The following is a 22,117-nucleotide window of genomic DNA, read 5'->3' as shown; positions in this document are numbered from 1 at the left end:
CGGAGGGGGTTCAACGGAGTCAGGACATGCCGCGCAGGTCCTGGAGGTACAGGCCCAGCGCGTTCCACTGCCAGGGTTCGCTGCCGTCGTAGGTCAGCTTCACCGACAGCGACGGGGCGGCCAACGGCATCGGGATCACCATTCCCGGCACCGTGTCCGCCGGGACGGCATAGCCCGGCGTGAACAGGCCGCCGTTGCTCTGGTCGATGCCGAAGGAGACCGACACCTCCCCCTGGCCAACGATGTCGAAGCCGTACAGCATCTTCGTCACCCCTGGCTGTCCGAACTCCAGCCACGGCCATTGAATCACCCCAGGGAACGGCACGATCTCGAACTGCCACACCTCGCCGGGAACACCGACCTCATCGCCCACCACAGAGCCATCCAGGCGGTGAATGAAGTCCCCCGAGCGCAGGTACAGCGAGTTTCCCGCAATGGCCCAATCGTCCGTGGCAAACGGCAGCTGGTATCTCGACCATGCGCCGACGCTGCCCAGCTTCGTCATCGAGTAGACGAGGATCGAGGTCGCCCCCGGATCGTAGGTTCCATCGTCGGCAAGGACAGTGCTCATGGTGAGCGGCTCGGACGTCCTAGCGTCGACCACCGCGTAGCAGCCGGACGAGCCGGCCGGCGCCGAAAACGTGTACTCCGCGTTGAATCCCCCTTGCTCGTCGGGGCGCGCGCTCACGTAGGGCTGCGGGGCCTTCCGCCGCACCACGATGCTCCCGCTCTCGACCTCAATGCCCAGGATCTCTCGATAGCCCTCGGGAATGTCGGCCTCGCCCTGGATCGAGTTGAAGGTGAACTCCGTGTCGAGAACACGGTCGGAGAGCCCGACTCGGCCCACACGCCACAAGGTCGCTGCATCCACTGCAGCGTCAAGTGCGAAGGCGAAGTAGAGCCAGTCACGCGGAATGTCGATTGCGAATGCCTGTACTGGCGTCGTGATGCCAGGCAGGAAGAACGAACTGCTGACGGCTCCCCCCATGAACGTGTAGATCACGACGCTGGTATCCCCACCGGAATTGACGCCACGAATCGCGCGATCGTCTGGAAGCCTCTGCCATGGACCTACCCAGCCATCGTATGCGGGCATTACATGGACACTCCACTGCGGCACGCCGATCCAAGGGAAGTCAATGTGGAGGAACGCTCTCTCAATCTCGCCGCTTGGCAGCACTCGCTCCCGAAAGAAGGTCGAGACCTGACTGAACAGGAAGGTGCCATCCGGGCCACTGAGAGGCCACGGAATCTCTTTGTCCGACATCAACTGGATGATCCTGCCGTCGGCTGGCGAAACCCCGCAGTGATTGATGATGTTGCGGTCGCCGTCTGGGGTCGTCAGTGCCAGCCCCTTGCCGGTGTTGATGGCGTAGTTGGCGAGCCCGCCTCCCTGCGCGCCCAGCACATTGATGATGCGACCGAACTTGTCCGTGGTGATGAAGTTGTAGAGGCTCGTGTCGATGCGGAAGTTGCCGGCGAACAGGTAGTAGTCGCCACTCTGGATGACCTCGTGTGCCTCGCACAGATTGAGGCCGCTGTTCACCAGAACGTCGAACTCGGTATCGACAACGCCCTCCTGATTCACGCGGACAGGCGTGCCCGCCACGGGATCGTTGGCCGGAGCAACCGCGAACATGCGGGCAACCTGGGCGGGTGGTGGCGGCGGCGGAGGCTCGGGCGGCTGTGCCCCACCGGTGGCGAACATCAGCCAGTACTGCCCCATCGCGGGGAAGTACAGGGCAGCAGGCTCCTTGTCATGAGACTGCGCGAAATCTTGGACCAGGGTGTCCACCGGCATGCCGACGTCGCCGGCCTGGAAGTTCGTGCTGCTGGCAGCGATTCCAACCGTGCGAACGCCCTGGGAGGCCAGGAAGAACAGGTCGTTGGACACCGGCGCGATGGCGTGGTGCTCGGTGCTGCCCATCGGCAACGCGTCCAGCAGCGCCATGTTGGCCGGGTCCTCGTCCACCTGCCAGAGCTGGAAGGCCTCGGCGTTGAACACGATCAGGTTGCCGCGGTAGAGCCCCATGGCCGTGACCGGGTTCGACCCGTAGTTCTGCAGCCCGGTGGGCAGGTAGCCAGCATCGTTGTCGGTCGACCAATCCAGCGGGTTGACGGTCGCCGAGTAGCGCACGATGTCATCGTCCCCGCAGAAGACCTTGGATGCGGCGATCGCCACGATCTTGGTGTTCGGACAGTTCGGATCCTCCACGCGCCTGGACACGGCCCTCAGCGTTACGGTCCCGTCCTTGACCATGCCGCCCTCCACCTCCGGCCACTGCGGTTCCGTCGCGCCGCTCACGTACAGCGGCTCGGCGGTCCACACGACGCGGGTGGCCGCGATCGCCTCCCAGATGACCTCGTTGTCGACCACCTGCTGGCCAAGGACCGGCGGCCAGGCCGGCTCGCTGGCGTCGGAGAAGCCCGACTCGGGCTGGACAGCCTTGTAGGCCAGATCGGCAGGGATGCCGGCGAAAGTGCCCTCGACCCAGAGGTTCCCACCCCAGATCGCATGGTTGTGGTCGGCAACCGACCACAGCTCGATCCCGGCTCGGCAGTAGGCCGCACCGTCCGGGCAAGTGGACTCGCAGGTGGATCGATGGACAGCGCCGCCGGCCCCACTGTCGACCTGGTTGCCCTTGTCGATCCGCAGCAGCACCTCCGATGCGCTGAACCAATGGATCTCGACCCAGCCGCGGGTGGCGCCGGCAGCCGATGCCCCCTGATCGATCAGACATGCCGCGGTGATCTTCTTGCCGACGGGCACGACCAGCTTGGTCTGGTTGAGCGCGCCGCCGGACGCCTGGTTTCCCGGCAGCTCCACATAGGTGCGCCAGCCCCCCTTGGAGACGTGTTCGGAGTAGAAGGCTGAGCCGGTGAAGTCCCAGGAGGCCGAACCGGAACTGAAGTCCCCGTTTGCGACCGCGGTGGCGGTGGGCGCCGGCGCGGTGATCGGAACGACGATGTCGCCGGGCTGGTAGAGGGTACCGGCGCTCCAGACGGGATATGCCATTACTGCACCTCGCTGTTGGCCGTGTCGGAGTTCGAGCCACGCCCGTAGCGGTCCTTAACGGCCGGCGGGACGTTGGTGTTCGGCGTCTGGGTCTGCGAATCAACGCCGTAGGGCTTCCGGTTGCTCACGTCTTCCACCACGGTCTCGCCAGAGTTGGTCGGCCACTCGGGCTCGGCCGTTCCGGACCTCGGGGTTTCACCCACCGTCTCGGTGACGACGTAGCGGAAGCCGTTGTCGACCGTGGGAACGACGATATCGCCCAGCGCACGGGCCACGTTCGGTGCCCACGGCTCATAGCCGGCGCGGTCCGATTCGACGCGATAGGCCATGCCGTTTCCCTTTGTCGGCCGCACCAACGTGCCAGGCAGGTAGACGTGGTTCGGCTGCCAGATCTCGCCCTTCTCCAGCCAGTAGTGCCGCACCAGCCTGTCGGCGAACTCGGCGACCACATACAGATAGCCAAGGAAGGGGAGCGCGAAGTGGATGTCGCGGATGGGCATCTCCGCGACCTCCGGGTGGCGAATCACCTCCACCTCCACGCGCTCGTCCTCAGGATCGATCACCTGATGCGAGAACACGACGAACTTGCCCTGGAACCAGACCAGCCCCTTCGTGCCCGGAGGAAGCACGACGTCGATCCGGGTGCCAGGCCGGCTGTGGATCGTGCGCGCCGCGGTGACGTAGCCGTTCAGGAGGTCATAGAGCGAGTCAGCGGACGCCCCACCCTTGTCGCGCAGGCGCGTGATGCCGGCCTTGACCGTCGTCAGTGCTTGACTGCGCATCTCAGCTCTCCTTCATCACGGGACGCACGGCAGGCGGCACCACGGCGTTCCCCGGGATGTACCGCCGGGTGTGATGGGAGCCGGCAATGAGGCTGCGCACGTAGGCCGTCGCCTGCGCGGCGTAGTTGCCAGCGTCGGGTTGGCCGTAGTGCGCCTTGGCATTGGCCAGGGCCTGCAGAAAGATCGCTTCGGGATCGATGGTGGTCTCGTCGCCCTCACTGTCCAACGGCAACAGCCCGAAGTGCCCCTTGATCCGCAGGACCCACGTGCCGTCGACCGGCGCAGGCCACACCTCGATGCACTGCCGGACCTCGTAGTGCGTGGGGATGCCCGGACCGGGACTGCCATACATCACCGGATCGATCCCGCAGGCCAAGGGACGCCAGCACAGATCGCCCTGGGAAATGCCCACCCAGGTGACCATGCGGGGATCCATGCGCTTCTGGCATGCGTCCTCGTTGGCCGAGAAATCGTAGAACCGAACGCCCGGCTGCATCTCCCATGCGTAGAACCGCTCCATCCGGAATACCGGGTAACGGCGGTAGAGCATCTCCTGGGCATTGCGGATGAAGTCGTCCAGCAGCTCAGCCATGCCAGGCGGAAGAGCGCCCATCGCGACCTGGGTGGCAAAGCCGAGCCGCGTTGCAATGCGGCCACGCATCTGCTTCAGCGTGGTGCGCGGGTAGTCGTCGTCGCATGCGCAGTTGTAGGCCGTGGGGCCCTCCGGCTCGGGATCAGGGCCGGGACCCGGCGGCTCGTCGGAAATGACGAAGCGCACCCGCATGCCCGTCACCTCCAGCCGGACAACAGGAGTACCGCCACCGACAGGCTGCTCCTTGACGATCACGACCGTGTCCCACTCCCCCAGCGGCCCGACTACCGGGTTGAGGGTCTGGTCGAATGGGAAGGTCCCGGACTGACCAGGCGAAAGCGTCGCGATTACCGGATTCCCGCCCACGGCCGTCCTGATACCCACGGAGATGTCGACATCTGCCTCCGAGATCGGGTCCAGGCGCAACGCCGCGCTGCCGAGGATCTGGTGGATGTAGCTGCCCTCCGGGAGCTCTCCATCGAATTCGGGCAGGTATCGCCACCACGCCTTGTCGGCGATGCCCGATGCGAGCAGCACGAAGTCATCGACCGCGATTTCATTGGTTGTCCACGTCGCCATGTTCCCTCCAGATACTGAAATGGCCGGCCGGAGTTGCCCCCGGCCGGCCGCCGTCACCGCCGCCAGCGGGTCGGGTTACTGCTTGCGGGACTCGCTCTCGTCATCGATCGCGGCCAGCAGATCTTCACGGCCCTGCCCTTCGGCTTCCGCCGCCTCGATGGCAACCAGGTCCGCATCGCTCAGGTCCTTCAGCTTCTCGGTGATGGAGGCCACATCGCCGGCCAGCAGCTCGGTGAAGTCGGTAGCCACCGCCGCGTCCTCGGCAGCCTTCGCCGCGGCCTTGGCAGCGTTCTTCTCCGCCCTCTTCTCGGCAGCAGTCTTGGCCGGTGCAGTGGTCGTGGCCTTCGCCGCGGCCTTGGCACTCGACGGCTGGCGGCTGTCGATGAACCTCTCCAGGTCCCGCTGACGGTTGAAGTAGCGGGCGCGGGCCGCGTCGGAGTCGGCATTGCCGCCGTACTTCTTGACCAGGCCGGCGAATGCAGCGCCGACGTCGAAGTCTTCGACCTGCATTTCCTTGGACTCCAGCTCGGTTACCAGCTCCTCGCCGTAGATCTCTTCGAGGATGGGCTGTTCGAACTCCGGCACGGTGGTCGGGAGCTTGGTGCTGGCGTCACGGTCGATCAGGAGCGTGACGAAGGTGAGGATGATGGACTTGGCCATTACTGCACGCCCTCCAGGGTGATGGGGCCCGTGGCAGCGGCACCCAGCTTGACGAACTTCGGCAGGTCGGCGATCTCGACCACCGGACCCTGCGTCGCGGTCGCGCTCAGCAGCGTGACCCAGCCCGCGTCGCCGCTGGCCGGGGTGGCACCACTGGCCAGACCGGGGTGGCCCTGCAGCAGCACGCCGCTGCTGACCGAGGCGTTGCCGCCAAGATGGGCCAGCCCTTCGCGCCCCTCCCCGCCCAGCAGCGGGGTCTTCTTCAGGGCCACGATGTTCGTGCCCTGTACGGTGATGGTGTTCGGCATTTCTTTCTCCTGGCCGGCGAGGCGGACCCCGCCGGCACGTTGGGGGTGATCAGGCGATGCTGAAAACCGCGTTCGAGTTGCGCTTGCGGCAGGTCAGGCCGTAGTCCGCGGTCAGGCCGAAGTAGTACGTGTAGCGGTCGTACACGCGCGGCGGGGTGCGGCGGATCATCCAGCGGCCCTTGACCGGGCGCAGGCGCAGGGCCTTGCTGTTGAGGAAGTAGCCGCGCTTCTTCCACGGATACGTGATCGCACCCAGCTCTTCGTCCAGGGCATCGAAGGTCGGATCCCACACCACCGGCACTCCCTTGAACGCCAGCGCCTTGGTGCTCGGGTCCAGCGTCACGCCGCCGGTGGACGCCTGGCCCAGGTTGATCTGGCGCCCCATGACCTTCAGCGCGTCGGCCTGGATGGCGTCGTACATCGCCGAGCCCACGACGATGAAGTCGGGGTTGCCCAACTTGCCGTAGGTGATCGTCTGACGCCACAGGGTCTCCAGCGTGGAGATCAGGTTGCCGGCCGTGGCCGTGCTGATCCCCATCACCGCCCAGTTGCGCCACCACGGGGTGGTCGACGCATCGATGCCACCGATGACGCCGGCGTTCGGGGTGGTGCTGACCAGCGCGTCCAGGCCCGGCACGGCCTTCGGGTTCGCCGAGCCGTCGAGGTGGACCTCGCGGTCCCAGTTCTCCTGGAAGCCGTCCTTCAGCGTGGTCCAGCCTTCCTGCAGCTTGTCCACGATCTGGATCTTCTCGGCATCGGTCATCTGCGCCGACTTGTCGTCGGTCAGGATGATGCCGTTGTTGGCCAGCTCGGTCTCGTTGAGGCTGAAGCCGTCGTGGGCCTCGTAGTGCTGGAACGGCGCAAGGCGCACCGTGTCCTTCCGGTTGAACGTGACCTGGTCATCGCCGGAGTAGTTCTGGTAGTTGCTGTCGTTGGTGAAGCGCACCTTCTCGTTGAAGATGCCGTTGCCGAAGACCGTCTCGGTCTTCTTTTCGATCAGCCACTTGGCCAGCGGACGCTCGCTGGTGAACTGGTCGATCGGGTCGTCAGTCGCATAGGACTGCATCTGGTAGTTGGCGCCGGACGCCAACTGGGCGGGAGTCAAAGGCATATCGCACCTCGGAGGGAAAGAGGAAGCCCGAATGGGCGTGGTCTCTCGCGTTCCGAGGGCGCGACTCTCGTTTCAGCGCTACCGGCGGCGAACCCGGCTTACGTCACTCGCGATGCCGGCTTTGGCCGGCTGGATCGCAATATGCGCCAGCCGGCACGTCAGTCAACGGTGGATCAGCGGCCCTGCGTCTTGGCCAGCTGCACCCCGAAGTCGAAGGCGTTCTCCTTCGTCGGGGCCTTGCTGAGGTCCACGCCAGTGGCGCGGGCCGGGTTGTTGGGCGCCGCTGCCGGCTGGCGCTGCACGGGAGGTGCCACCTGAGCGGGTGCGGCCAGGTAGGCCTTCTGGATCGCCACGGCCCACTGCTGGGGCGGCAGGCTGTCCTGGATGACCGCCACCATGGGCTGGATGGCCTTGAACTTGGCGTCGAAGTGCTGCGGGTCGGCGGCACGCAACTGGGCGCCCAGCGCCTGCACGTCCTGCATCGCCTGCTCCTGCGCCTGGGTGGCAGCGTGCGACTGCTCCATGGCCTGCCGCTGGCGCTGCTGGCTGTCCTGCTGGAGGGCCGAAGCGCGACGGGTGCGGATCAGCTCTTCCGCTGCCGCCTTGGTCATGTCGCCGTCGGCCACCTGCTTGGCCAGCTCGGGATACTCGGCCAGCGGGTCGTAGCCCGGTGCCGGCCGGCCCAGCTCCTTCGCCAACCAGGCCATTTCCTGCTGCATGAAGTCGTAGGCCTGCGCCATCGCCGCCGGGTCGCGCGAGTTGATCGCCGCGAGGTAGTTCAGCGCGTTGCCCATCTGCTGCGGATCGGCACCGGTGGACTTGATCGTTTCCTCCCACTGCCGGCCGCGCTCGGCGTCCGGTCGCAGCGTCTCGGCCTCAGCCGCGCGCTCGCTCAGTTCGCGGAAGCGCTTCTGGGTACGCTCGTTCGAAATGCCCAGGTCCTTGATCTCGGCGTCGATCGCATCGGGCTGGTTCGCAGCCTCCGCAGCGGCAGCTGCAGCCGCCGGGTCCGGCTCACCCCCCTCCCCGCCCTCGGCGCCAGGTGCACCAGCGCCGGCAGCGGCAGCGCCTCCATCAGCGGCAGCCGCGGTGTCTGCAGCCGCCCCTTCGGCGGCGGCAGCCGGCGCGCCACCGTCCTCCAGCACTTCCTGCTCGCGGGCCTTCTCCACGCCCTGGCTGAAGGCGTCCAGCGCCTCGGTGTTGGGGTTGCCGTCGTTGCTGGCGACGGTCGCCGCGGCCTGGGCGGCAGCGGCGGCAGCGCCGTCATCCTCGATGGCGGTGGTGTCGGGTTCGTTCTGGTCAATACGCACGTGTGTGTCCTCGCTGGCGGCGTGTGGGGTCAAACAGGGGTGATTGCCGGCGGCGTCATCGCAGCCGGGTCGAGCATTGCGGGATCGATCGGCGGCTCACCGTCGGCGGCACCGGCAGCCATCGCCGGATCAATGGCGGCACCACCCATCGGATCGAGCGCAGGGTCAACCGGTGCCGGCGCCTGCGGAATGAAGCTGTACGGGTCGATGCTGGTATCGCCGGCGCGCTTCACCGTCTCCACGGCCAGCTGCTCGAGGCAGTTGGCGATGTCCAACGGCGACGAGCCGCGCATCTGACCGATCTGGATGGCGGACTGCTGCAGCTGCGGCAGCAGGATCGACCACTGCTGCTGGCGCAGGGCCGTGGCCGGCTTGCCGGACGAGCCCGCCCGGATGTCCACCTGCACCACCATGTCCAGCATCTCCGGCTCGGGGACGTTGAACCACAGCGCATCGGCGCCGGCCCAGTTCGCCGCCTCGTCCTGCGTCAGCCCGTTGGGTGAAACCGCCAGCTCGGCGGTATAGACGGCCAGCTCGGAGAGCATCTCGTCCAGGCTGTCGCGTGCGTAGCCGATGCGAGACTCCGTGCCCTGCTGCTGGATGTCGGCCTCGGTCGCGGTCTTGGCGGTCTGGATGCTGGAGGACAGCGCCTCCTGCACACCCCAGATCATCTCCAGCTCCGCGCGGATCTGCTGGGTGTCGTAGAGCGCCGGGTCGATCTGGTTGTAGCTGATCGGGAACACCACCTGGTCCGGACGCTGGCCCTGCAGGTCCAGCCCCACCATCTCGCTCACCACTGCGCCTTCGAGCTTCTTGGCGTCGTGCGGGTCCAGGGCTCCACGATCGAAGCCGGTTTTCGGGATCGCGCGGCTGCGGTGGGTCCGGTAGTTGGTACGCGTGCGGTTGTACTCGTCCAGCAGCGAGCGCGAGCGATCGACCAGGGACTGTGGGTGGCGTGCGCCGTCGTTCCAGATCACGGCCCAGCTGAAGAACGGGTAGAAGCGCGTGGTCCGCTGCTCGGGCTTGAACGGCTGGCGCAGGTAGCGCGGGCAGCCCTCGGCCAGGGTGATGACGTGCCCCGTCTCCTTGTTCCACACCTCCCACACGCAGACGCAGGCCTTGCTGGTGTCAGTGGCACCGGCCGGCCCCTTGGAGAATGCGTCAGCCTGGTCGCCCCTGGCCGCACCGCCGAAGCCCGCACCGTCTGCAGCCTTGCCCGGAATGCGGAAGTAGGCCGTTGCCGATCCCAGCACGTCGGCGACCTCGGGGTACGCTGCCTTGGCCTTGTCCATCGGCATGAACAAGCGTTGTGCGATCCACGGACTGTCCACGTACTGCTGCAGGCACGCGCACTCGGGCGCCACCTGGATGTCCTCTGCCCGCACGAAGTCGATGCACAGGGCGTTGAAGATGATGCGCTCGGCCTCGTCCTCGGCCTGCTGCAGGCGCTGCTCGAGCTCTGCGCGCTGCGCGGAGTCGTCGCCCACCATGCCCTCGGCCAGGGCGCTCTGGAGCTGGCTGATCGCCGCCAGGCTGGAGCGCAGCCCGGCAATCTCCTGCTGCAGGGCCGGGTTGCTGCCCGTCTCCCGGTGCCACGCGGCCTTGAGCCAGCCGATTGCCACGCTCAGGCCCGAGCGAACCAGCGGGTCGGCCGCGGCCTTCAGCTTGCCCTTCTTCCAGAGCCTGCCGACGACGATCTCCAGCGTGGTGGCGAAGGCCTTGGCCTCCTGCTTGATGCGCGGTGAGACGGCCTCGGCCAACTCCACGCTGACCTCAGGGTCACGGGCATACAGGAACGTGGTCAGGATGCCGACGTAGGTACCGGCGATCGGCACGCGCACGTCGTACACGTCGGTGTTGGCCTGCTCCTGGCAGTAGGTGCGGTCCTTGGCGTAGCCCTCCCGGGCGCCCTTGTCGAACTCGCGTGCTTCCTCGATCCGCTTCAGCCAGGCCTTGACCGCGCCCTCTTCCTCCATCTGGGCAGCAGCGCGGCGCTCGGCTTCCGCCTGCTCCATCTCGTCTGCTTCGATCGCCTGGGCCAGCTGGTCGCCTGGACCGGTCATAGCATCTTCCTCTTCCGTTCCATCGCGTCGGCTGCCTCGCCGTTGTGCTCGAGCCATTGGCGGCTATAAGGCGTGATGACCCGACCCCGTTCAACGGAGGTCGGCGCCCTTGCGCTGGCAATGGCCGGGAACCGGCTGTGGATGAAGTAGCCCAGTGCGTCCGGAGGGTGATCGAAGCCCGTGGTCTTGTCCGGCATGCCGTTGGCGTCGTAGGCCTGCTTCTCCAGCGCCTCGGTCAACTTGGGGCAGCCCACCGGGTTCACCCGCAGGCGGCGCACGCCCCTGGCATTGCAGAGCATCGCGTTGACGCTCACCACGCGAGCGCGGATGCGAGGGTTGGCCGGCGGCACCCGGACGACGAACCCGGCCGCCCGCAACAGCCCCAGGTCGGACACGCTGGCGTTGTTGGTGTGCGAGCTCTCCCCGCTGGCGTCGGGGTAGACCGCGATGCGCCGATCGCCGAACCGCTCGCGCAGCGCCACGATCATGGCCGGGGTGTCCCTGACGCCGGTGAACTCTTCCAGCGCCAGCGGCTGGCCGGCCCGGATCACGCAGACGATGGCCGTCATGTTCATCACGTTGAAGTCCATGCCCACGTGGAGCCGGTCGTCGTCGCTGATCGTGGCCAGGGTGCCGTTGAGCTTGCGGTCGTAGGCCGCGTACACCGAGCCGCTGGTCAGGTTGACGAACAGGCCGTTGATGTAGGCCTTCACCAGCTGCGCCGGGTACGTCTCGAACAGGGACTCGATGTAGTCGTCCGGCAGGTTGATCTCGTTGTCGTAGGTGCTGGCGTGGACCTTGCCGTACAGCTCGGCCTTGGCCGGCTCCTGCCCCGGGATCTGCTCGAACTGCTCGTAGACGAAGTTGAAGCCCTCGGGCGTCGTCGTCACATCGATCCCGTTCTGCAGGCCGGGCGCCTTCACGCGCAGGCGGGCGATGATCTTCCGCCAGGCGTCATGTGCCTTCCGCTTCTTCAGCGTGTCGATCTCATCCACCAGACCGCGGCCGATCTTGAAGCCCACGATGCTGGCCGGGTTGTCCATCGACCGGCAGATGGCCGTGCCGCGGTACTGCCGGCCGGCGTACAGGTGCACCTCCTTGTTCGACTGGTTGATCTGCGCTCGCAGGCCCCAGTCGAAGGCCACCTCTTCGATCGTCGGGTAGAAGATGTCGCGGATCTGCGGGTAGCTGGGCGCGAAGTACCCCGTGGGGATCCGCGGGAACTCCCAGGCATGGCGGCACAGTGACCCGCACCCCACCCAGGTCTTGCCCGAGCCAAAGCCCCCTACGAACGCCCGGAACTTGTGCGGCAGCTGGAGGAACGCCGCCTGGGGCTCATTGAGCGTCGGCACGCTTTCGCCCACTGACCACGTTGACCGTCACGGCAACCGGTGGTGGCAAGTCGTCGTCGTCCTTCTCGCCCTCGTCCAGGCCGGCCAGCTTTGCCTTGCCCATGGTTGCTTGGACCATCGCGGCGCCCTGCTCCCGCTTCTTGGCCACCTGGCGCGCCTCTTCCAGCTCGGCGACCAGGCTGGCGATGGTCACCCCATGTGCGGCCAGTGCCACCCCACGGAGCTCATCAAGCCTTGCGGCGATCTTGGGGTTGTCCAGCAGCTCCTTCGCCGAGCGGTTGATGGTCTCGGGCTTGGCCTTCTCGGCGCTGTAGCACTGCCGGTAGGCCTCGCTGGCGTTGCCGCTCTCCAGGTACCGCTGGCAGAACGCCTCCTGCTTGGGGGTGAGTCCCGTCATGGGCTCAGCCTCCCGATGTGGTGGATCGCCGATTCCCGGAAGTCATGGCGTCACCGAGGGTCATGCCCCCCGGCCGGCCGCACGCGGCCTCTTCCGTGTCGGCTGCGGGCTGTTGTCGACACCTGCCCGCTGGTCGGGCCGGTACTGCAGAGAGCGCCCCGGCCGGCGCTTCGAGATACGGATCGATGGTGTTGGGCGTCTGGCGGTCGCTCATGCCGCCATTACGCGGCAGCGGCCATCTCATGCAACGGAGGGAACGGGAGCTGGAGCTGCACGGGCCGCTCGGCTCCCTGGTCCAACTGGGCAGGCTCATCGTCCAGTGCCCATGCCGGCAGGTGGAAGCGGATGTCCTCTTCCAGGGCGTGCAGGTCAGGGACCGCCGCATTGCCCCCGCCCATCGGCAACTCCGCATAGGTGCCCATCACCCAGTCGTACTGCTCGGCGTAGAAGCGTTCGGTCCTGGCCTCCCCCGCCATGAGCAGGTAGACCTCGGCCTGGCTGTTGATGGCCACCACCGTGCCGGCCCCTCGGGCGTAGAGCGTCTGGCGGATGCGCTTCTGGAGCCGCTGGGCCAACTCCTGCACCGTGGCACAGTCATCCAGGCAGAAGGCCGGCTTGATGCGGCGCTCCACCTGCCTACGCGGCGTGGGGTCTCGGTTGGTGTCGTGGTTCGAAGTGGCCATCGCATCCTCCCGCTCTACGCATCTCGCAGCTCGTCCAGGACCTCGTCGTCCAATCGGAACGCCGGCAGGCGACCGTCGATGTCGCACGCACCCTGCCGGTCCGGCTGGCGCCGGCAGTGGAACACCCCGTCGCTCAGCTCACGGAACTGGCACACCGAGCAGCGCCCATGGCGGCGAACCCGGGCTCGGTAGCGCTTCCACATGCGGGCCGTTGCGTCGGTCAAGCGGCCACCCCGCTGGCCATGCGCTGGTCCGCGTACAGCGCGATCAGCAGGGCATCAGCCCGCCCGTTGTCCTTCTTTCTGGTCAGCATGTGGGCGGCCTCAGGGAACCGCTGGATAGCCAGCTGCCGCGCCGCGTCCTTCTCCTTGCCAATCAGGGCGAACTGACGCTTCCACACCGCCGGGATGGCGCGGGTGTACGGCACGCCCAGTACGTCGAGCGTGAAACGGATACCGCCGCTGGTCTCGCCAAACCTGAAGGCGCTTGTACCGCCGTCGCCCGGCATGGCGCCAACCTTCTCGACGCAGGCCGACACGTAGGCGCCGGGGTGCGCACTGCGCTGCTCGCGAATGAAGGTGGCCAGGGCCCGGGCGTCGATCTCGCCCCAGCCATCCACACGCCGGGTGGGCATGTCGATCATCGGGCCGGCCACCCCGTCCAGCAGGGTCACGATCGCACCGGTCAGGCCCGGGTCTATGCCAAAGGTCAGGCGTAGAGCGGTCATGCCCCACGCTCCAAGCGCGCGGCGTCCATGGCGGCAAGCTCACTCATTGCCTTTGCCGCCCAGTGATTCTGCCGAGGATGAGCACCATAGTTGTGTTGCGCGAGCGCGTAGTCGATCACGCTACGAAGCCGTCTCGCATCCGCCAAAGTTGCATCCCGCTCTGCGGTCAGGCGGTCGATGGCGGATTGCGGGTGCAATAGGCCAATGCCGTCGTGATGCCAAATCCAATCGATGCCGTAGCCCTCTCCGTGCGATTCGCAGGCAACTTGCGCCGCAACAGTGTGGTCCACCACCACCGGCTTGGTTTCGTTCTCGCTCATGCTGCCCATGGGCGGCCCTCCTTCGTGTGCTTCTCGATCAGGGTGTTCTGCAGGTCCAGCAGGTAGTCGTCGCTGCCGATCTCCTGCCGGAACCGGCGGGGCTGCTTGGCGTAAGAAGGGCCGAACAGGCGTTCGCAGGTCTCGGCCGACATGCCGCCGAAGGGCTCGCCGCGGTGGCTCCAGAGGTTCAGGCCCACGGTGAAGTCGTGGCCGCGTCGCTTGGCGCCGTGCTTGCCGCCGATGGTCAGGTGGTGGACCTCGCAGGGGACATGCCCGAGGCCCAGCGAGTGCGCGACGATGCAGCCGATCTCGCGGATCGCGTCCATACGCTGCTGCTGGGCGACCGTAGGGTTGCCAGTGGAACGTCCGCGCTTCATGCCACCCTCCGCGGCTGCTCGCCGTAGTCCCGATACCGCGGCTCGTTGAGCCGCACGCCGTTGTCCACGGCCCAGGCCTGCGCGAAGGTGATCAGGTCCGCCATGTCGCCCACGGACATCGTCCGGGTCTGCACGGCCAGGTTCACCACGCTCGCGCCGTCCAGTGATGGCACGATGTCGCCCTGCTGTCGGCTCTCGGTGCGCGCCCAGGCGTCGACCAGCAGGCGCTTCCAGCCTTCCTTGTCGATCCAGCGGCCGGCCCACTGCCGCTGCTGGGCGATGTCCTCGCAGATGGCGTGGAGCATCGCGTTCTGCTCCAGGCTACGGGTGGACTTGCACTCCTTGACCTCGACGCGGACGGCCCGGCCGAGCTCCAGGTACTGGCAGGCAAAGCGCCAGGCCGCGGCCATGCGGTCCCTGGCGTTCTCGGCCCGGAGGATGAAGGTACTCATTGGTCACCTGCCCTTGCCGCAGCAGCCGTGGTCTTCATCCGGCCGAAGCCGGCCGCCTTCGCGGGCTTGTCGGGCGTGGTGGCGATGGGCGCCGGCTGCCAGTACTCCGGCAGGTTCGAGAACCGGAACTGCTCGGGCTGGTACAGCACACGCACGTCGCCGGACGGGCCATTGCGCTGGATGCCCACGATCAGCTCGGCCGTGCCGCGGTAGCGGGTGTGCCGGTCGTAGATCTCGTCGCGGTAGATGAACACCACCGCGTCGGCGTCCTGCTCGATGGAGCCGGAGTCGCGCAGGTCCGAGACGATGGGGCGCTTGTCGGGCCGCTTCTCCAGGTCCCGGTTGAGCTGGGACAGCAGCAGCACCGGCACCTTCAACTCGGCCGCCATCAGCTTCAGCGCCCGGGTGATCTCGCCGATGCCGGCCGCACGGTTGTCTCCCACCACGGTCATCAGCTGCAGGTAGTCGATCACCACCAGGCCCAGCGGGTTGCGGGCATGCTGCCGGCGCACCTGCGCGACCACATGCTCCACGCGAGCATTGCGCGGCCGGCTCACGAAGATGGCGGCCTCGCGCAGACGCTTCATTGCGCGGGTGACGTTGCTCCAGTCGTTGTCGTCCAGCTCGCCCGATCGGATCCGCTGGCCGTCGATCCCGCCGATACTCGCCAGCATGCGATCGCCCAGTTCCTCGGGCTGCATCTCGAAGCTGAAGACCGCCACGGCCTTGTGCTGCTGCAGCGCCACCCACTCGGCGATGTTCTGCGCCAAGGTGGTCTTGCCCATCTTCGGGCGTGCTGCCAGGACGTACAGCCCGCCCGGCTGCAGGCCGCCCAGCAGTGCGTCCAGGTCCGTGATGCCCGTGGACAGCCCATGCACCTGGGTGCCGGCCGTGGCGCGCTCGGATAGGCGGTCGTAGACCCGCTGCATCACAGGCGCGACCGACTCCAGCTCGCACGGCTCGCTGTCCAGCAGGCCGCCAATACGGCTCTGTGCCTCGCCCACCAGCTCCACGCTGCTGCGGCCGTCCGGGGCGAACCCATCGTTCACCATGGCCGTGCCAACCTCGATCAGCTGCCGCAGCCTGGCCTTGTCGGCCACGATCTCGGCATAGGCCCGGATGTTCGCCGCCGACGGCGTGGTGCTGGCCAGCTCCAGCAGGTAGGCACCCTCGCCCACCTGATCCAGCTTGCCGCGAGACTCGAACCACTCGCCGATGGTCACCGCGTCGAATGGCTGCTCCTTGGCGGCCAACTCGGCGATGGCCCGGAAAATCAGCTGGTGGTCACGGCGGTAGAAGTCCTCGGCCGTCACCACGTCCGCCACGTTCCACCAGGCCCGCGCCACCAACATCAGGCCGCCCAGCACGGCCTGCTCGGCGTCGATGCTGTGCGGGGGAACACGGGCGCCCTGCGGCGCCGGGGACGCCTTGGCGCCGGCGTACAGAGCCGCCATCCGCTCCAGCTCGCCCTGGGTGTCGATCGGCGCGGTCATGCCGCATCCCCCAGCGCGGTCACGGCCTGGTCCATGATCTGCGCGAAGCGGTCCTCGGCCAGCAGCACGTCCAGGTTCTGCTTCCACCGCGGATTGTTCGGGTTCGGCACGTCGCCGCGCAGCCACGGGTCAGCGGCGCACTGCTCGAAGTAGGCCTGCCAGAAGGCCGTGGCGTCGTACTCCCAGCCCAACTGCCGGCACAGCTGGCGGGCGAGCTTGTCCGCGGCCAGCACCCGCCGCTGGCGCTTCGGGTTCAGCACCACGATGCGCTGGCAGCTCGGCAGCAGCTGGTGGTAGGCAGCCAGGACGATCTCGGCCGTCTTGCCGCCAGGGTGCGGATGCACGGTTGCGGCTTGCGGGGCGTCCGGCAGCAGGTCGACGGCGTCGGCCGGCGGCTGCGAATCCGAACGAAGTGAGGATTGCTCTTCTTCCTGTTCCTGCTCCTGTTCCTGCTCTTGGCTTGAAAGGGGTCGGGAAGGCCCTTCCGAACCCCTTCTGCGCGTCAGGTGGAAATCGGCCTTGTAGCGGTCGAAGAAGGCACCGAGGAACGGGTTGTCCGGCAGGCTGTCGTAGTCCCGCTGCACGCCCACACAACGGTTGTCCGAGGCCTTCAAACCCTTGCCAATCTGGAAGGTAGCCATCTCGTGTACCCACACGAACTCGGACCCTTCGTCATAGCTACAAAGGCCCTCTTCGATGCACACCTTCAGCCCTTCGGAGGCCCTTTCGACCCCTAGCCCGGTCTCGTGAGCCATGTAGAGGATGGGCTGGTAGTACAGGCCCAGCATGTTCGAGGCTGGCGAGGACATCAGGTACAGAGCGCAGATGACCCCTTCCGGACCCCTTCGGCGGATCGCCTTGCCGGTCTCGCCCGTCCAGAAGGTGGGCATCACCTTGGCGTAGTCACGCATGGCCAGCACCCCGCAGCAGCTGCAGGCAGCCGGCGATGTGCCAGCGCTGCTGGACCAGCCAGATGGCCCTTTCCAGGGGATCGGTCATGTGCCTCATGCCGCCACCCCGCCCAGCCGCGCCATGCGGCCCTGTAGTGCCTCCAGCCCCTTCACCGCGGCGATGAACTCGCGCTGCAGCTGGGCGGCCTCGTCCTCAGGGTTCAGCGGCTGCGGCTCGGTGTAGCCCGCGTCCCGGGCCTCGTAGTGCGCCAGGATGTGCACGCCGGCCTTGCGCGCGGCACGGCGGATCAGCCGCAGCTCGCCCAGGTCCAGCTTCTCGCGCTTGTCGGGGTTCAGGCAGTGCGCCAGCTTCCGGCCGGCCTCGTCCGCCGGCATGGCCGGCCAGAGCGTCGAGCCCACGACCTTGTTCCCGCCCAAGGCGGTAACGCAGTCGCGGATGGCGTCCTCGTAGGTCTCGTAGAACAGGGGCAGTTGGTGGTCCGCCATGGTGGTTTCCTCGGTGGTCCCACCGCGTGGGACTGCGTGGGACAGGCTCATCAGGTCGAAATAAAGGCCCAGCCCCGAAGGACCGAGCCGCGTGGAGTCAGTGGAGAAGTGCCCGCAGAACGTCGTAGTGCTGCAGCGCATGTGCGGCCGGCTCTACGCCATCAGCCGCCGCGGTGATCGGGTGTCCGTGCGCTTCATCCCGAAGCGCGAAAGGCAGCGCCCCACCCGGCCCGGCGTGGTCGTGCCGTTCCCGGGGCGCTGACGTGGCCATGTCAGGCTGCCACCCCTTCACGTGCCAGCTGCGTCTGCTGCCACTGGGCGAACATCGCCGCCGCGAACTCGGCATTGGTACGCTGCTCGACCAAGGCCCAGAAACCGATCTCGGCCATGGCATCCTCTGCATAGCCGGCAGGCACCCCGCCATTGGCGGCGCACCACTCCAACATGCGGCCATGGGCCGTGAGCAACCGATCCGAGGTCTTCTCAGACATGGCCACCTCCGAACAGATCGACGCGGCACTGGCGAGGCTGGAACGAGCCAAGGCCGAGAGGGACAGCTGGAAAGGTCGCAGCGACCACCACTACGCGATGGCTGCGCATCTGGTCGCTGCCCTGGAGAAGGAGCTCGCCAGGCTGTTGAGCGAAGGCGAACACTAGGCCGCCTCGCCCTTCGCGGGCGCAGGGAACAGGTCCGGGCGGAGCGCTCTCGCTTGCCACTGTCGACCTTCGGGCAGCGGCTCGTCGTCGGGCCAGTTTCCGACGGCTTGCTTCGTGGTCTGGAAGAAGGTGGCCAGCTCGGTGTCCTTCTGGAATCCGAGGGCCGCTTTGACTGCCTGCTTGGTCATGTCCATGCAGTCAGTAAATCATCGTTTACCGATGGCCGTCAACCATCATTTACCGTATTCAGTCAATCATGCTTGACATGATCGGCGACCGACTCAAAGAGCTGCGGCTCGAGCACAACCTTGGACAGCCGGAGTTCGGCGCGATTGCTGGCACGACGAAGCAGTACGTCTGGCGCCTGGAGAACGGCCTGAACAAGAAGCCGAACCCCGAGTACATCCAGCGCTGGGCCAGTCACTTCCAGGTGCGGATGGAGTGGATTACGTCCGGCAAGTTGCCCAAGGAAGCCTCGGCGGCCGCTTCTTCCGCCGGCTCTGAAGAGTCTCAACCTCAGCGACCCGACTTCGACATCATGGCCGGGACCGTCGTCGTGCTGAGGAAGTACCTACAGGAAGTTGGTGACCCACCAGACTTCGTGGAGGATCCCATCATGCTCGAGGCGGCCTATGAGGTCGTGATCGAGTTCGGAAAGCCCGTGACGGGCGCCAACGTCATCGACCTCACCAAGATTCTGGAAGAGAGGGTGAGGAGGGCAAAGGATGGGGAAGACCAAGTTCGAGGAACTGGCAAAAAGGCTGGCGGCAAGAAGCGCTGAGCTGCATGCAGAACGTGGAGCGTCGCCGCGACTCACGCTTGTGAGGGAGTCGATCGAGGACTCGGCAGAGGGCTCCCCCACTCGACTACCCGACTGGTCGGCTCACCAGCCCGTCGACGTCTCCGAGCGCGCCTGGAAGATGCACAAGATCATGGTGATCGCAAATACGCACGGCTGGCAGATCGCGGTCACCCACTTCCTGATGACCAAGGGCGCGCCCTACCTGTCTGACCTGACAGGCCCGCAGCTAGACGACCTGCTTGACCGCATGCATGGCTATGTCGATGCCGCCGAGACCGGGGCTTGCTTGGAAGATGCACTGCCAGTGAGCTGACCTGCGCCCCGCTACGGCCGGGCTTTTCGTCAGCGGCATCCCAATTTACGACAGGCAACAAGAAGCCCCGCCGAAGCGGGGCTCTGCAGATCTATTTTGGATTCTTCGCCTTGGCTTTCTTCACATGGTCGATGATGAAAGCTCCATCGTCATTTCCAGAGAAAGGCCTGAGCCCAACTCCACCGATGCCGACAGCCATAGCAGGAACTGTTGCCGCATCTATCTGCTTTTCATCACCAAGCTGGATGCTGCCAAGCTTGAACTCAATGACAACTTCATACTTCCCCGAATCCAAATCGTTGCTTTCGGCGATCAGGCTGCCAAGCTCTTTGATCGAATAGATGCTCGTAGCCATGTTGCTGGGCAAAGAACTAGACATCTCAGGAGCCTTAGTGGATGACACTGGTCAGTGCTCCCTTGATTGCCTTATTGGTAGCGATCGACGCGGTGTAGAGCGCAAAGGTGTCAGCGTCAGCAACCGTGATGTGCTGATAGCTATGATTGTTGGTGACGTGGCTTGTCCCATTCACATAGCAATCAAGAGCCGCGGACACAACTTCATTCAAAGTGACCCCATCAGCTGTCGCGCGCAAGCGGGCCATCTTGTGCAAATTAGCCCCAACACGAACTTGGAAGACCCCACTCAAAGGCTTCTGGGGCTGACGACCAAGCTCCTTACATGTCTCCACGTAGTCGTCAACAGCTTCCTTGAAGGCAGTCTCAATCGCCTTCGGTGTGTCAGCCTGATACGTGACCAGGTCATCAATGAACAGGATCTTTCCTCTGCACACGCCAAGTTCAAGATCCAGCTCTGCAGTCCCTTCGTAGCCGGCGTACTTGATGATGTTCATTTTTGTTCAACGTCCTTTATGAAGCCATACGTTGTTAGGTGATCTACCACATCTGCCACGCAGCCTTTGTCAACTTTGGCCGGTGAATGGGGCTCATGACAACAAATCAGAGCATCCTTTTCTTTGTTGTAGAACTTGCGCCGAGATCCCCCTGTCTTTCCCGCCTTCAGCGGCCTGTATCCGAGGCTCTCAAGCAATGCGGCCATCGCGTCCCAACTCACATCGGATGGCGGGGGCCGCCGCCGCATCCTCTCCAAGGTCTTGTCGTGCTTCGACATCCAGTCGTGCTCCGTTGACTTAGTGTAACTAAAAAATAGTTACCGAAACATGGTAACGATCCCATAAAGGGCACACCCCGTAGAACGCATCGTAACCAATTCAGTGAAATCAGGATGAGGGCCTTACATTTCTGAACGGGATGTTAGTCATTCAGGCTTGGCGCATCGAAACAGTAAATTATTGTTGACCGACATCGGTCAACGATGATTTACTTGCTCCGACGCCCCACGACACCCGGATACCCGGAGGGGCTTGGAGACTGGGATGGCACTGCAGCACCAGACGATGAGCCGGTCCGCACAGCGGGCCTACGACGACCAGGCGCCGTCTGAGGATGGCGAAGCGCTTGCCGAGCGCATTGACGCCCTGATCGAGCAGTACCGGGCAAACCCGGCGAAGGTCGCCGAGGCGGACCAGTGGATGTCCGGGACCCTGAGCGAGGGCGCCTATGCCGGCATCGAGTCGATGTTCGCGGACATTGGCGACCGTATCCCCCCGACCGGGAAGATCCTTGGGTCCGACCTGGAATCCCTGCCCCAGCCTGTGATCGACAAGATCGCCGCGGTTGCCCGCGAGGCGTCGGCCAGCCGGTCGGTGTACCTGCGCGACCTTGCCGAGGCAGCGGCGAACAGCGAATCGCGGTTCGCTCCGGAGGCTGCGGCATGAGCGCTATCGACGTGATGACCAGCGTGGACCTCGGCCCGGCCGAGTTGGCCGAGGTGTTCTGGGAGATGGACGCTAGCCAGCAGGCTGACTTCTTCGCCAAGTTGGACGAGATCGCCGGCTACAAGCTGTGCGTGCAGATGGCCGGCGTTGTCCGCGAGATCCAGGAGCGCGGCGACCGTGGCGACCACGCCGCGATGAACGGATTCCGCACCATGCTGGCTCATGCGCAGGCATACCACGAGGAAGCGATGGACTTCCGGGTGTGGGGTGCACAGCGAGCTATCGCTCGCCAGGTGGAGGCCGCGGCATGAGCTTCGAACAAGCCCTCAAAACCGCGGCGAAGCAAACCGCGCGCGACATGGTCGTCATCGCTGTGCTGGCGTTTGTCGCTGGTGCTGGATTCGCTCTGCTGCTGGGAGCGATGGGATGAGCACCGTCTACGTCGTGATGGCTGTCACCACTTCCCCCTGCGCCTTCAACGTTCCGTACCCAGTTGCCGTTTTCGACACGCGAGTCGAAGCGAATGCGTTTGCAGCAAACAAGAACGCAAAAGCCACGCGGCTGGACTACTACGTTAGCAAGGCCAAGCGAGGTGCCGCATGAAGCGCCTCGCATGGGCCGCGCTCGGCTACTCGGCAATGACCGCCATGTACCTGACCGCGCTGTGGTGCGCAGTGCAGGTGCAGCCGTGATCCGCCTCGCCCTCTACACCGCGGCGCTGGTGTTCTTCGCCGACATGGCCCGCCGCGCCGTAATTGTGCGCGCCGACTCCTTCGTGCTGCCTCTGGCTCTCCTGTGCCTCTGGCTGCTGGTGCTGATCGTCCGCGCCTGCCGCCGTGAGCATCGCCGGCTCACCCGTCGCCGCACCGACTTCATCCGCCCGCGCAGCTTCCCCGAGCAGCGCAAGCGCGACACCCGCTGATCCCCCTG

The 22,117-nt window shown here is 65.8% G+C and carries 32 protein-coding genes; 8 read left to right on the top strand and 24 right to left on the bottom strand.

Annotated elements, in window-relative coordinates; translation table 11 throughout:
• Positions 1–19: 19 nt before the first annotated feature.
• The 20 genes from MKP15_RS04320 to MKP15_RS04225 form a co-directional block, all read right to left on the bottom strand.
• Positions 20–3,016 carry a hypothetical protein gene (locus MKP15_RS04320; protein WP_240211899.1) on the bottom strand — a complete coding sequence of 999 codons (2,997 nt, stop codon included), beginning with the start codon at positions 3,014–3,016 and terminating at the stop codon, positions 20–22.
• Positions 3,016–3,798 (bottom strand): hypothetical protein, encoded by a 783-nt coding sequence (locus MKP15_RS04315; protein ID WP_240211898.1) that lies wholly within the window; start codon positions 3,796–3,798, stop codon positions 3,016–3,018. The genes MKP15_RS04320 and MKP15_RS04315 overlap by 1 nt, the downstream gene beginning before the upstream one ends.
• Position 3,799: 1 nt before the next feature.
• On the bottom strand, positions 3,800–4,969 hold the full coding sequence (locus MKP15_RS04310) for a hypothetical protein (protein WP_240211897.1): 1,170 nt from the start codon (positions 4,967–4,969) through the stop codon (positions 3,800–3,802).
• Positions 4,970–5,044: 75 nt separating this feature from the next.
• A complete protein-coding gene (locus tag MKP15_RS04305; protein WP_240211896.1) occupies positions 5,045–5,629 on the bottom strand; it encodes a hypothetical protein in 585 nt (194 codons plus the stop codon).
• Positions 5,629–5,937, bottom strand: a complete 309-nt coding sequence (locus tag MKP15_RS04300; RefSeq protein ID WP_240211895.1) for a hypothetical protein — start codon at positions 5,935–5,937, stop codon at positions 5,629–5,631. Before MKP15_RS04300 ends, MKP15_RS04305 begins: the two co-directional genes overlap by 1 nt.
• A gap of 49 nt (positions 5,938–5,986) precedes the next feature.
• Complete coding sequence (locus tag MKP15_RS04295) at positions 5,987–7,048, bottom strand: phage major capsid protein (RefSeq protein WP_240211894.1); 1,062 nt, start codon at positions 7,046–7,048, stop codon at positions 5,987–5,989.
• A gap of 173 nt (positions 7,049–7,221) precedes the next feature.
• A complete protein-coding gene (locus MKP15_RS04290) occupies positions 7,222–8,358 on the bottom strand; it encodes a hypothetical protein (RefSeq protein ID WP_240211893.1) in 1,137 nt (378 codons plus the stop codon).
• Positions 8,359–8,387: 29 nt separating this feature from the next.
• Positions 8,388–10,421 (bottom strand): hypothetical protein, encoded by a 2,034-nt coding sequence (locus tag MKP15_RS04285; protein ID WP_240211892.1) that lies wholly within the window; start codon positions 10,419–10,421, stop codon positions 8,388–8,390.
• The gene (locus MKP15_RS04280) at positions 10,418–11,773 is read right to left on the bottom strand and encodes a terminase family protein (protein WP_240211891.1); all 1,356 of its coding nucleotides are present in this window, start codon (positions 11,771–11,773) and stop codon (positions 10,418–10,420) included. The genes MKP15_RS04285 and MKP15_RS04280 overlap by 4 nt, the downstream gene beginning before the upstream one ends.
• The gene (locus MKP15_RS04275) at positions 11,757–12,170 is read right to left on the bottom strand and encodes a terminase small subunit (protein ID WP_240211890.1); all 414 of its coding nucleotides are present in this window, start codon (positions 12,168–12,170) and stop codon (positions 11,757–11,759) included. Before MKP15_RS04275 ends, MKP15_RS04280 begins: the two co-directional genes overlap by 17 nt.
• A gap of 221 nt (positions 12,171–12,391) precedes the next feature.
• Positions 12,392–12,853, bottom strand: coding sequence for a hypothetical protein (locus MKP15_RS04270; protein WP_240211889.1), 462 nt, complete (start codon positions 12,851–12,853; stop codon positions 12,392–12,394).
• A gap of 14 nt (positions 12,854–12,867) precedes the next feature.
• The gene (locus MKP15_RS04265; protein ID WP_240211888.1) at positions 12,868–13,008 is read right to left on the bottom strand and encodes a hypothetical protein; all 141 of its coding nucleotides are present in this window, start codon (positions 13,006–13,008) and stop codon (positions 12,868–12,870) included.
• A gap of 65 nt (positions 13,009–13,073) precedes the next feature.
• A complete protein-coding gene (locus MKP15_RS04260; RefSeq protein WP_240211887.1) occupies positions 13,074–13,580 on the bottom strand; it encodes a hypothetical protein in 507 nt (168 codons plus the stop codon).
• Entirely contained in the window at positions 13,577–13,900 is a 324-nt protein-coding gene (locus MKP15_RS04255; RefSeq protein WP_240211886.1) for a hypothetical protein, read from the bottom strand. The genes MKP15_RS04260 and MKP15_RS04255 overlap by 4 nt, the downstream gene beginning before the upstream one ends.
• Positions 13,897–14,277: a Ref family recombination enhancement nuclease gene (locus tag MKP15_RS04250; protein ID WP_240211885.1), complete on the bottom strand. Its 381-nt coding sequence runs from the start codon at positions 14,275–14,277 to the stop codon at positions 13,897–13,899. Before MKP15_RS04250 ends, MKP15_RS04255 begins: the two co-directional genes overlap by 4 nt.
• Positions 14,274–14,729, bottom strand: a complete 456-nt coding sequence (locus MKP15_RS04245; protein WP_240211884.1) for a recombination protein NinB — start codon at positions 14,727–14,729, stop codon at positions 14,274–14,276. The genes MKP15_RS04250 and MKP15_RS04245 overlap by 4 nt, the downstream gene beginning before the upstream one ends.
• Positions 14,726–16,222 (bottom strand): replicative DNA helicase, encoded by a 1,497-nt coding sequence (gene dnaB / locus MKP15_RS04240; RefSeq protein WP_240211883.1) that lies wholly within the window; start codon positions 16,220–16,222, stop codon positions 14,726–14,728. The genes MKP15_RS04245 and dnaB overlap by 4 nt, the downstream gene beginning before the upstream one ends.
• Positions 16,219–17,133, bottom strand: coding sequence for a hypothetical protein (locus MKP15_RS04235; RefSeq protein ID WP_240211882.1), 915 nt, complete (start codon positions 17,131–17,133; stop codon positions 16,219–16,221). The genes dnaB and MKP15_RS04235 overlap by 4 nt, the downstream gene beginning before the upstream one ends.
• A 93-nt stretch (positions 17,134–17,226) precedes the next feature.
• Positions 17,227–17,619 (bottom strand): hypothetical protein, encoded by a 393-nt coding sequence (locus MKP15_RS04230; RefSeq protein ID WP_240211881.1) that lies wholly within the window; start codon positions 17,617–17,619, stop codon positions 17,227–17,229.
• A 272-nt stretch (positions 17,620–17,891) separates the two neighbouring features.
• Positions 17,892–18,110: a hypothetical protein gene (locus MKP15_RS04225; protein WP_240211880.1), complete on the bottom strand. Its 219-nt coding sequence runs from the start codon at positions 18,108–18,110 to the stop codon at positions 17,892–17,894.
• On the opposite strand from MKP15_RS04225, the gene MKP15_RS04220 reads away from it, so the two are divergent.
• The gene (locus tag MKP15_RS04220; protein ID WP_161809409.1) at positions 18,109–18,276 is read left to right on the top strand and encodes a hypothetical protein; all 168 of its coding nucleotides are present in this window, start codon (positions 18,109–18,111) and stop codon (positions 18,274–18,276) included. The genes MKP15_RS04225 and MKP15_RS04220 overlap by 2 nt on opposite strands.
• Here the strand turns inward: MKP15_RS04220 and MKP15_RS04215 are convergent.
• Entirely contained in the window at positions 18,273–18,470 is a 198-nt protein-coding gene (locus tag MKP15_RS04215) for a hypothetical protein (protein WP_240211879.1), read from the bottom strand. The genes MKP15_RS04220 and MKP15_RS04215 overlap by 4 nt on opposite strands.
• A 62-nt stretch (positions 18,471–18,532) precedes the next feature.
• On the opposite strand from MKP15_RS04215, the gene MKP15_RS04210 reads away from it, so the two are divergent.
• A complete protein-coding gene (locus MKP15_RS04210) occupies positions 18,533–19,057 on the top strand; it encodes a helix-turn-helix transcriptional regulator (RefSeq protein ID WP_240211878.1) in 525 nt (174 codons plus the stop codon).
• On the top strand, positions 19,002–19,391 hold the full coding sequence (locus MKP15_RS04205) for a hypothetical protein (protein ID WP_240211877.1): 390 nt from the start codon (positions 19,002–19,004) through the stop codon (positions 19,389–19,391). Before MKP15_RS04210 ends, MKP15_RS04205 begins: the two co-directional genes overlap by 56 nt.
• A 91-nt stretch (positions 19,392–19,482) precedes the next feature.
• On the opposite strand, the gene MKP15_RS04200 is transcribed toward MKP15_RS04205, so the two are convergent.
• Genes MKP15_RS04200 through MKP15_RS04190 form a run of 3 tightly spaced genes read right to left on the bottom strand, consistent with a single transcriptional unit; the run spans position 19,483 to position 20,520 of the window.
• Positions 19,483–19,770: a hypothetical protein gene (locus MKP15_RS04200; RefSeq protein ID WP_240211876.1), complete on the bottom strand. Its 288-nt coding sequence runs from the start codon at positions 19,768–19,770 to the stop codon at positions 19,483–19,485.
• A 10-nt stretch (positions 19,771–19,780) separates the two neighbouring features.
• Positions 19,781–20,242, bottom strand: a complete 462-nt coding sequence (locus MKP15_RS04195; RefSeq protein WP_240211875.1) for a type II toxin-antitoxin system HicB family antitoxin — start codon at positions 20,240–20,242, stop codon at positions 19,781–19,783.
• On the bottom strand, positions 20,239–20,520 hold the full coding sequence (locus MKP15_RS04190) for a hypothetical protein (protein WP_240211874.1): 282 nt from the start codon (positions 20,518–20,520) through the stop codon (positions 20,239–20,241). The genes MKP15_RS04195 and MKP15_RS04190 overlap by 4 nt, the downstream gene beginning before the upstream one ends.
• A gap of 265 nt (positions 20,521–20,785) precedes the next feature.
• Here MKP15_RS04190 and MKP15_RS04185 point away from each other — a divergent pair, with 265 nt between their 5' ends.
• From MKP15_RS04185 to MKP15_RS04170, 5 genes are all read left to right on the top strand, one after another.
• A complete protein-coding gene (locus MKP15_RS04185) occupies positions 20,786–21,187 on the top strand; it encodes a hypothetical protein (RefSeq protein ID WP_240211873.1) in 402 nt (133 codons plus the stop codon).
• Positions 21,184–21,498: a hypothetical protein gene (locus MKP15_RS04180; protein ID WP_240211872.1), complete on the top strand. Its 315-nt coding sequence runs from the start codon at positions 21,184–21,186 to the stop codon at positions 21,496–21,498. The genes MKP15_RS04185 and MKP15_RS04180 overlap by 4 nt, the downstream gene beginning before the upstream one ends.
• Positions 21,495–21,617, top strand: a complete 123-nt coding sequence (locus MKP15_RS16955) for a hypothetical protein (RefSeq protein ID WP_275692470.1) — start codon at positions 21,495–21,497, stop codon at positions 21,615–21,617. The genes MKP15_RS04180 and MKP15_RS16955 overlap by 4 nt, the downstream gene beginning before the upstream one ends.
• Positions 21,614–21,790, top strand: a complete 177-nt coding sequence (locus MKP15_RS04175) for a hypothetical protein (RefSeq protein ID WP_240211871.1) — start codon at positions 21,614–21,616, stop codon at positions 21,788–21,790. Before MKP15_RS16955 ends, MKP15_RS04175 begins: the two co-directional genes overlap by 4 nt.
• A gap of 85 nt (positions 21,791–21,875) precedes the next feature.
• A complete protein-coding gene (locus MKP15_RS04170) occupies positions 21,876–22,109 on the top strand; it encodes a hypothetical protein (RefSeq protein ID WP_240211870.1) in 234 nt (77 codons plus the stop codon).
• The last annotated feature ends 8 nt before the right edge of the window (positions 22,110–22,117 follow it).

The sequence above is a fragment of the Stenotrophomonas sp. Y6 genome, assembly GCF_022436665.1.
Classification (GTDB): domain Bacteria; phylum Pseudomonadota; class Gammaproteobacteria; order Xanthomonadales; family Xanthomonadaceae; genus Stenotrophomonas; species Stenotrophomonas acidaminiphila_A.
The sequence above is the reverse complement of the archived record's forward strand: the minus strand, read 5'-3'. Positions and strand labels throughout refer to the sequence as shown.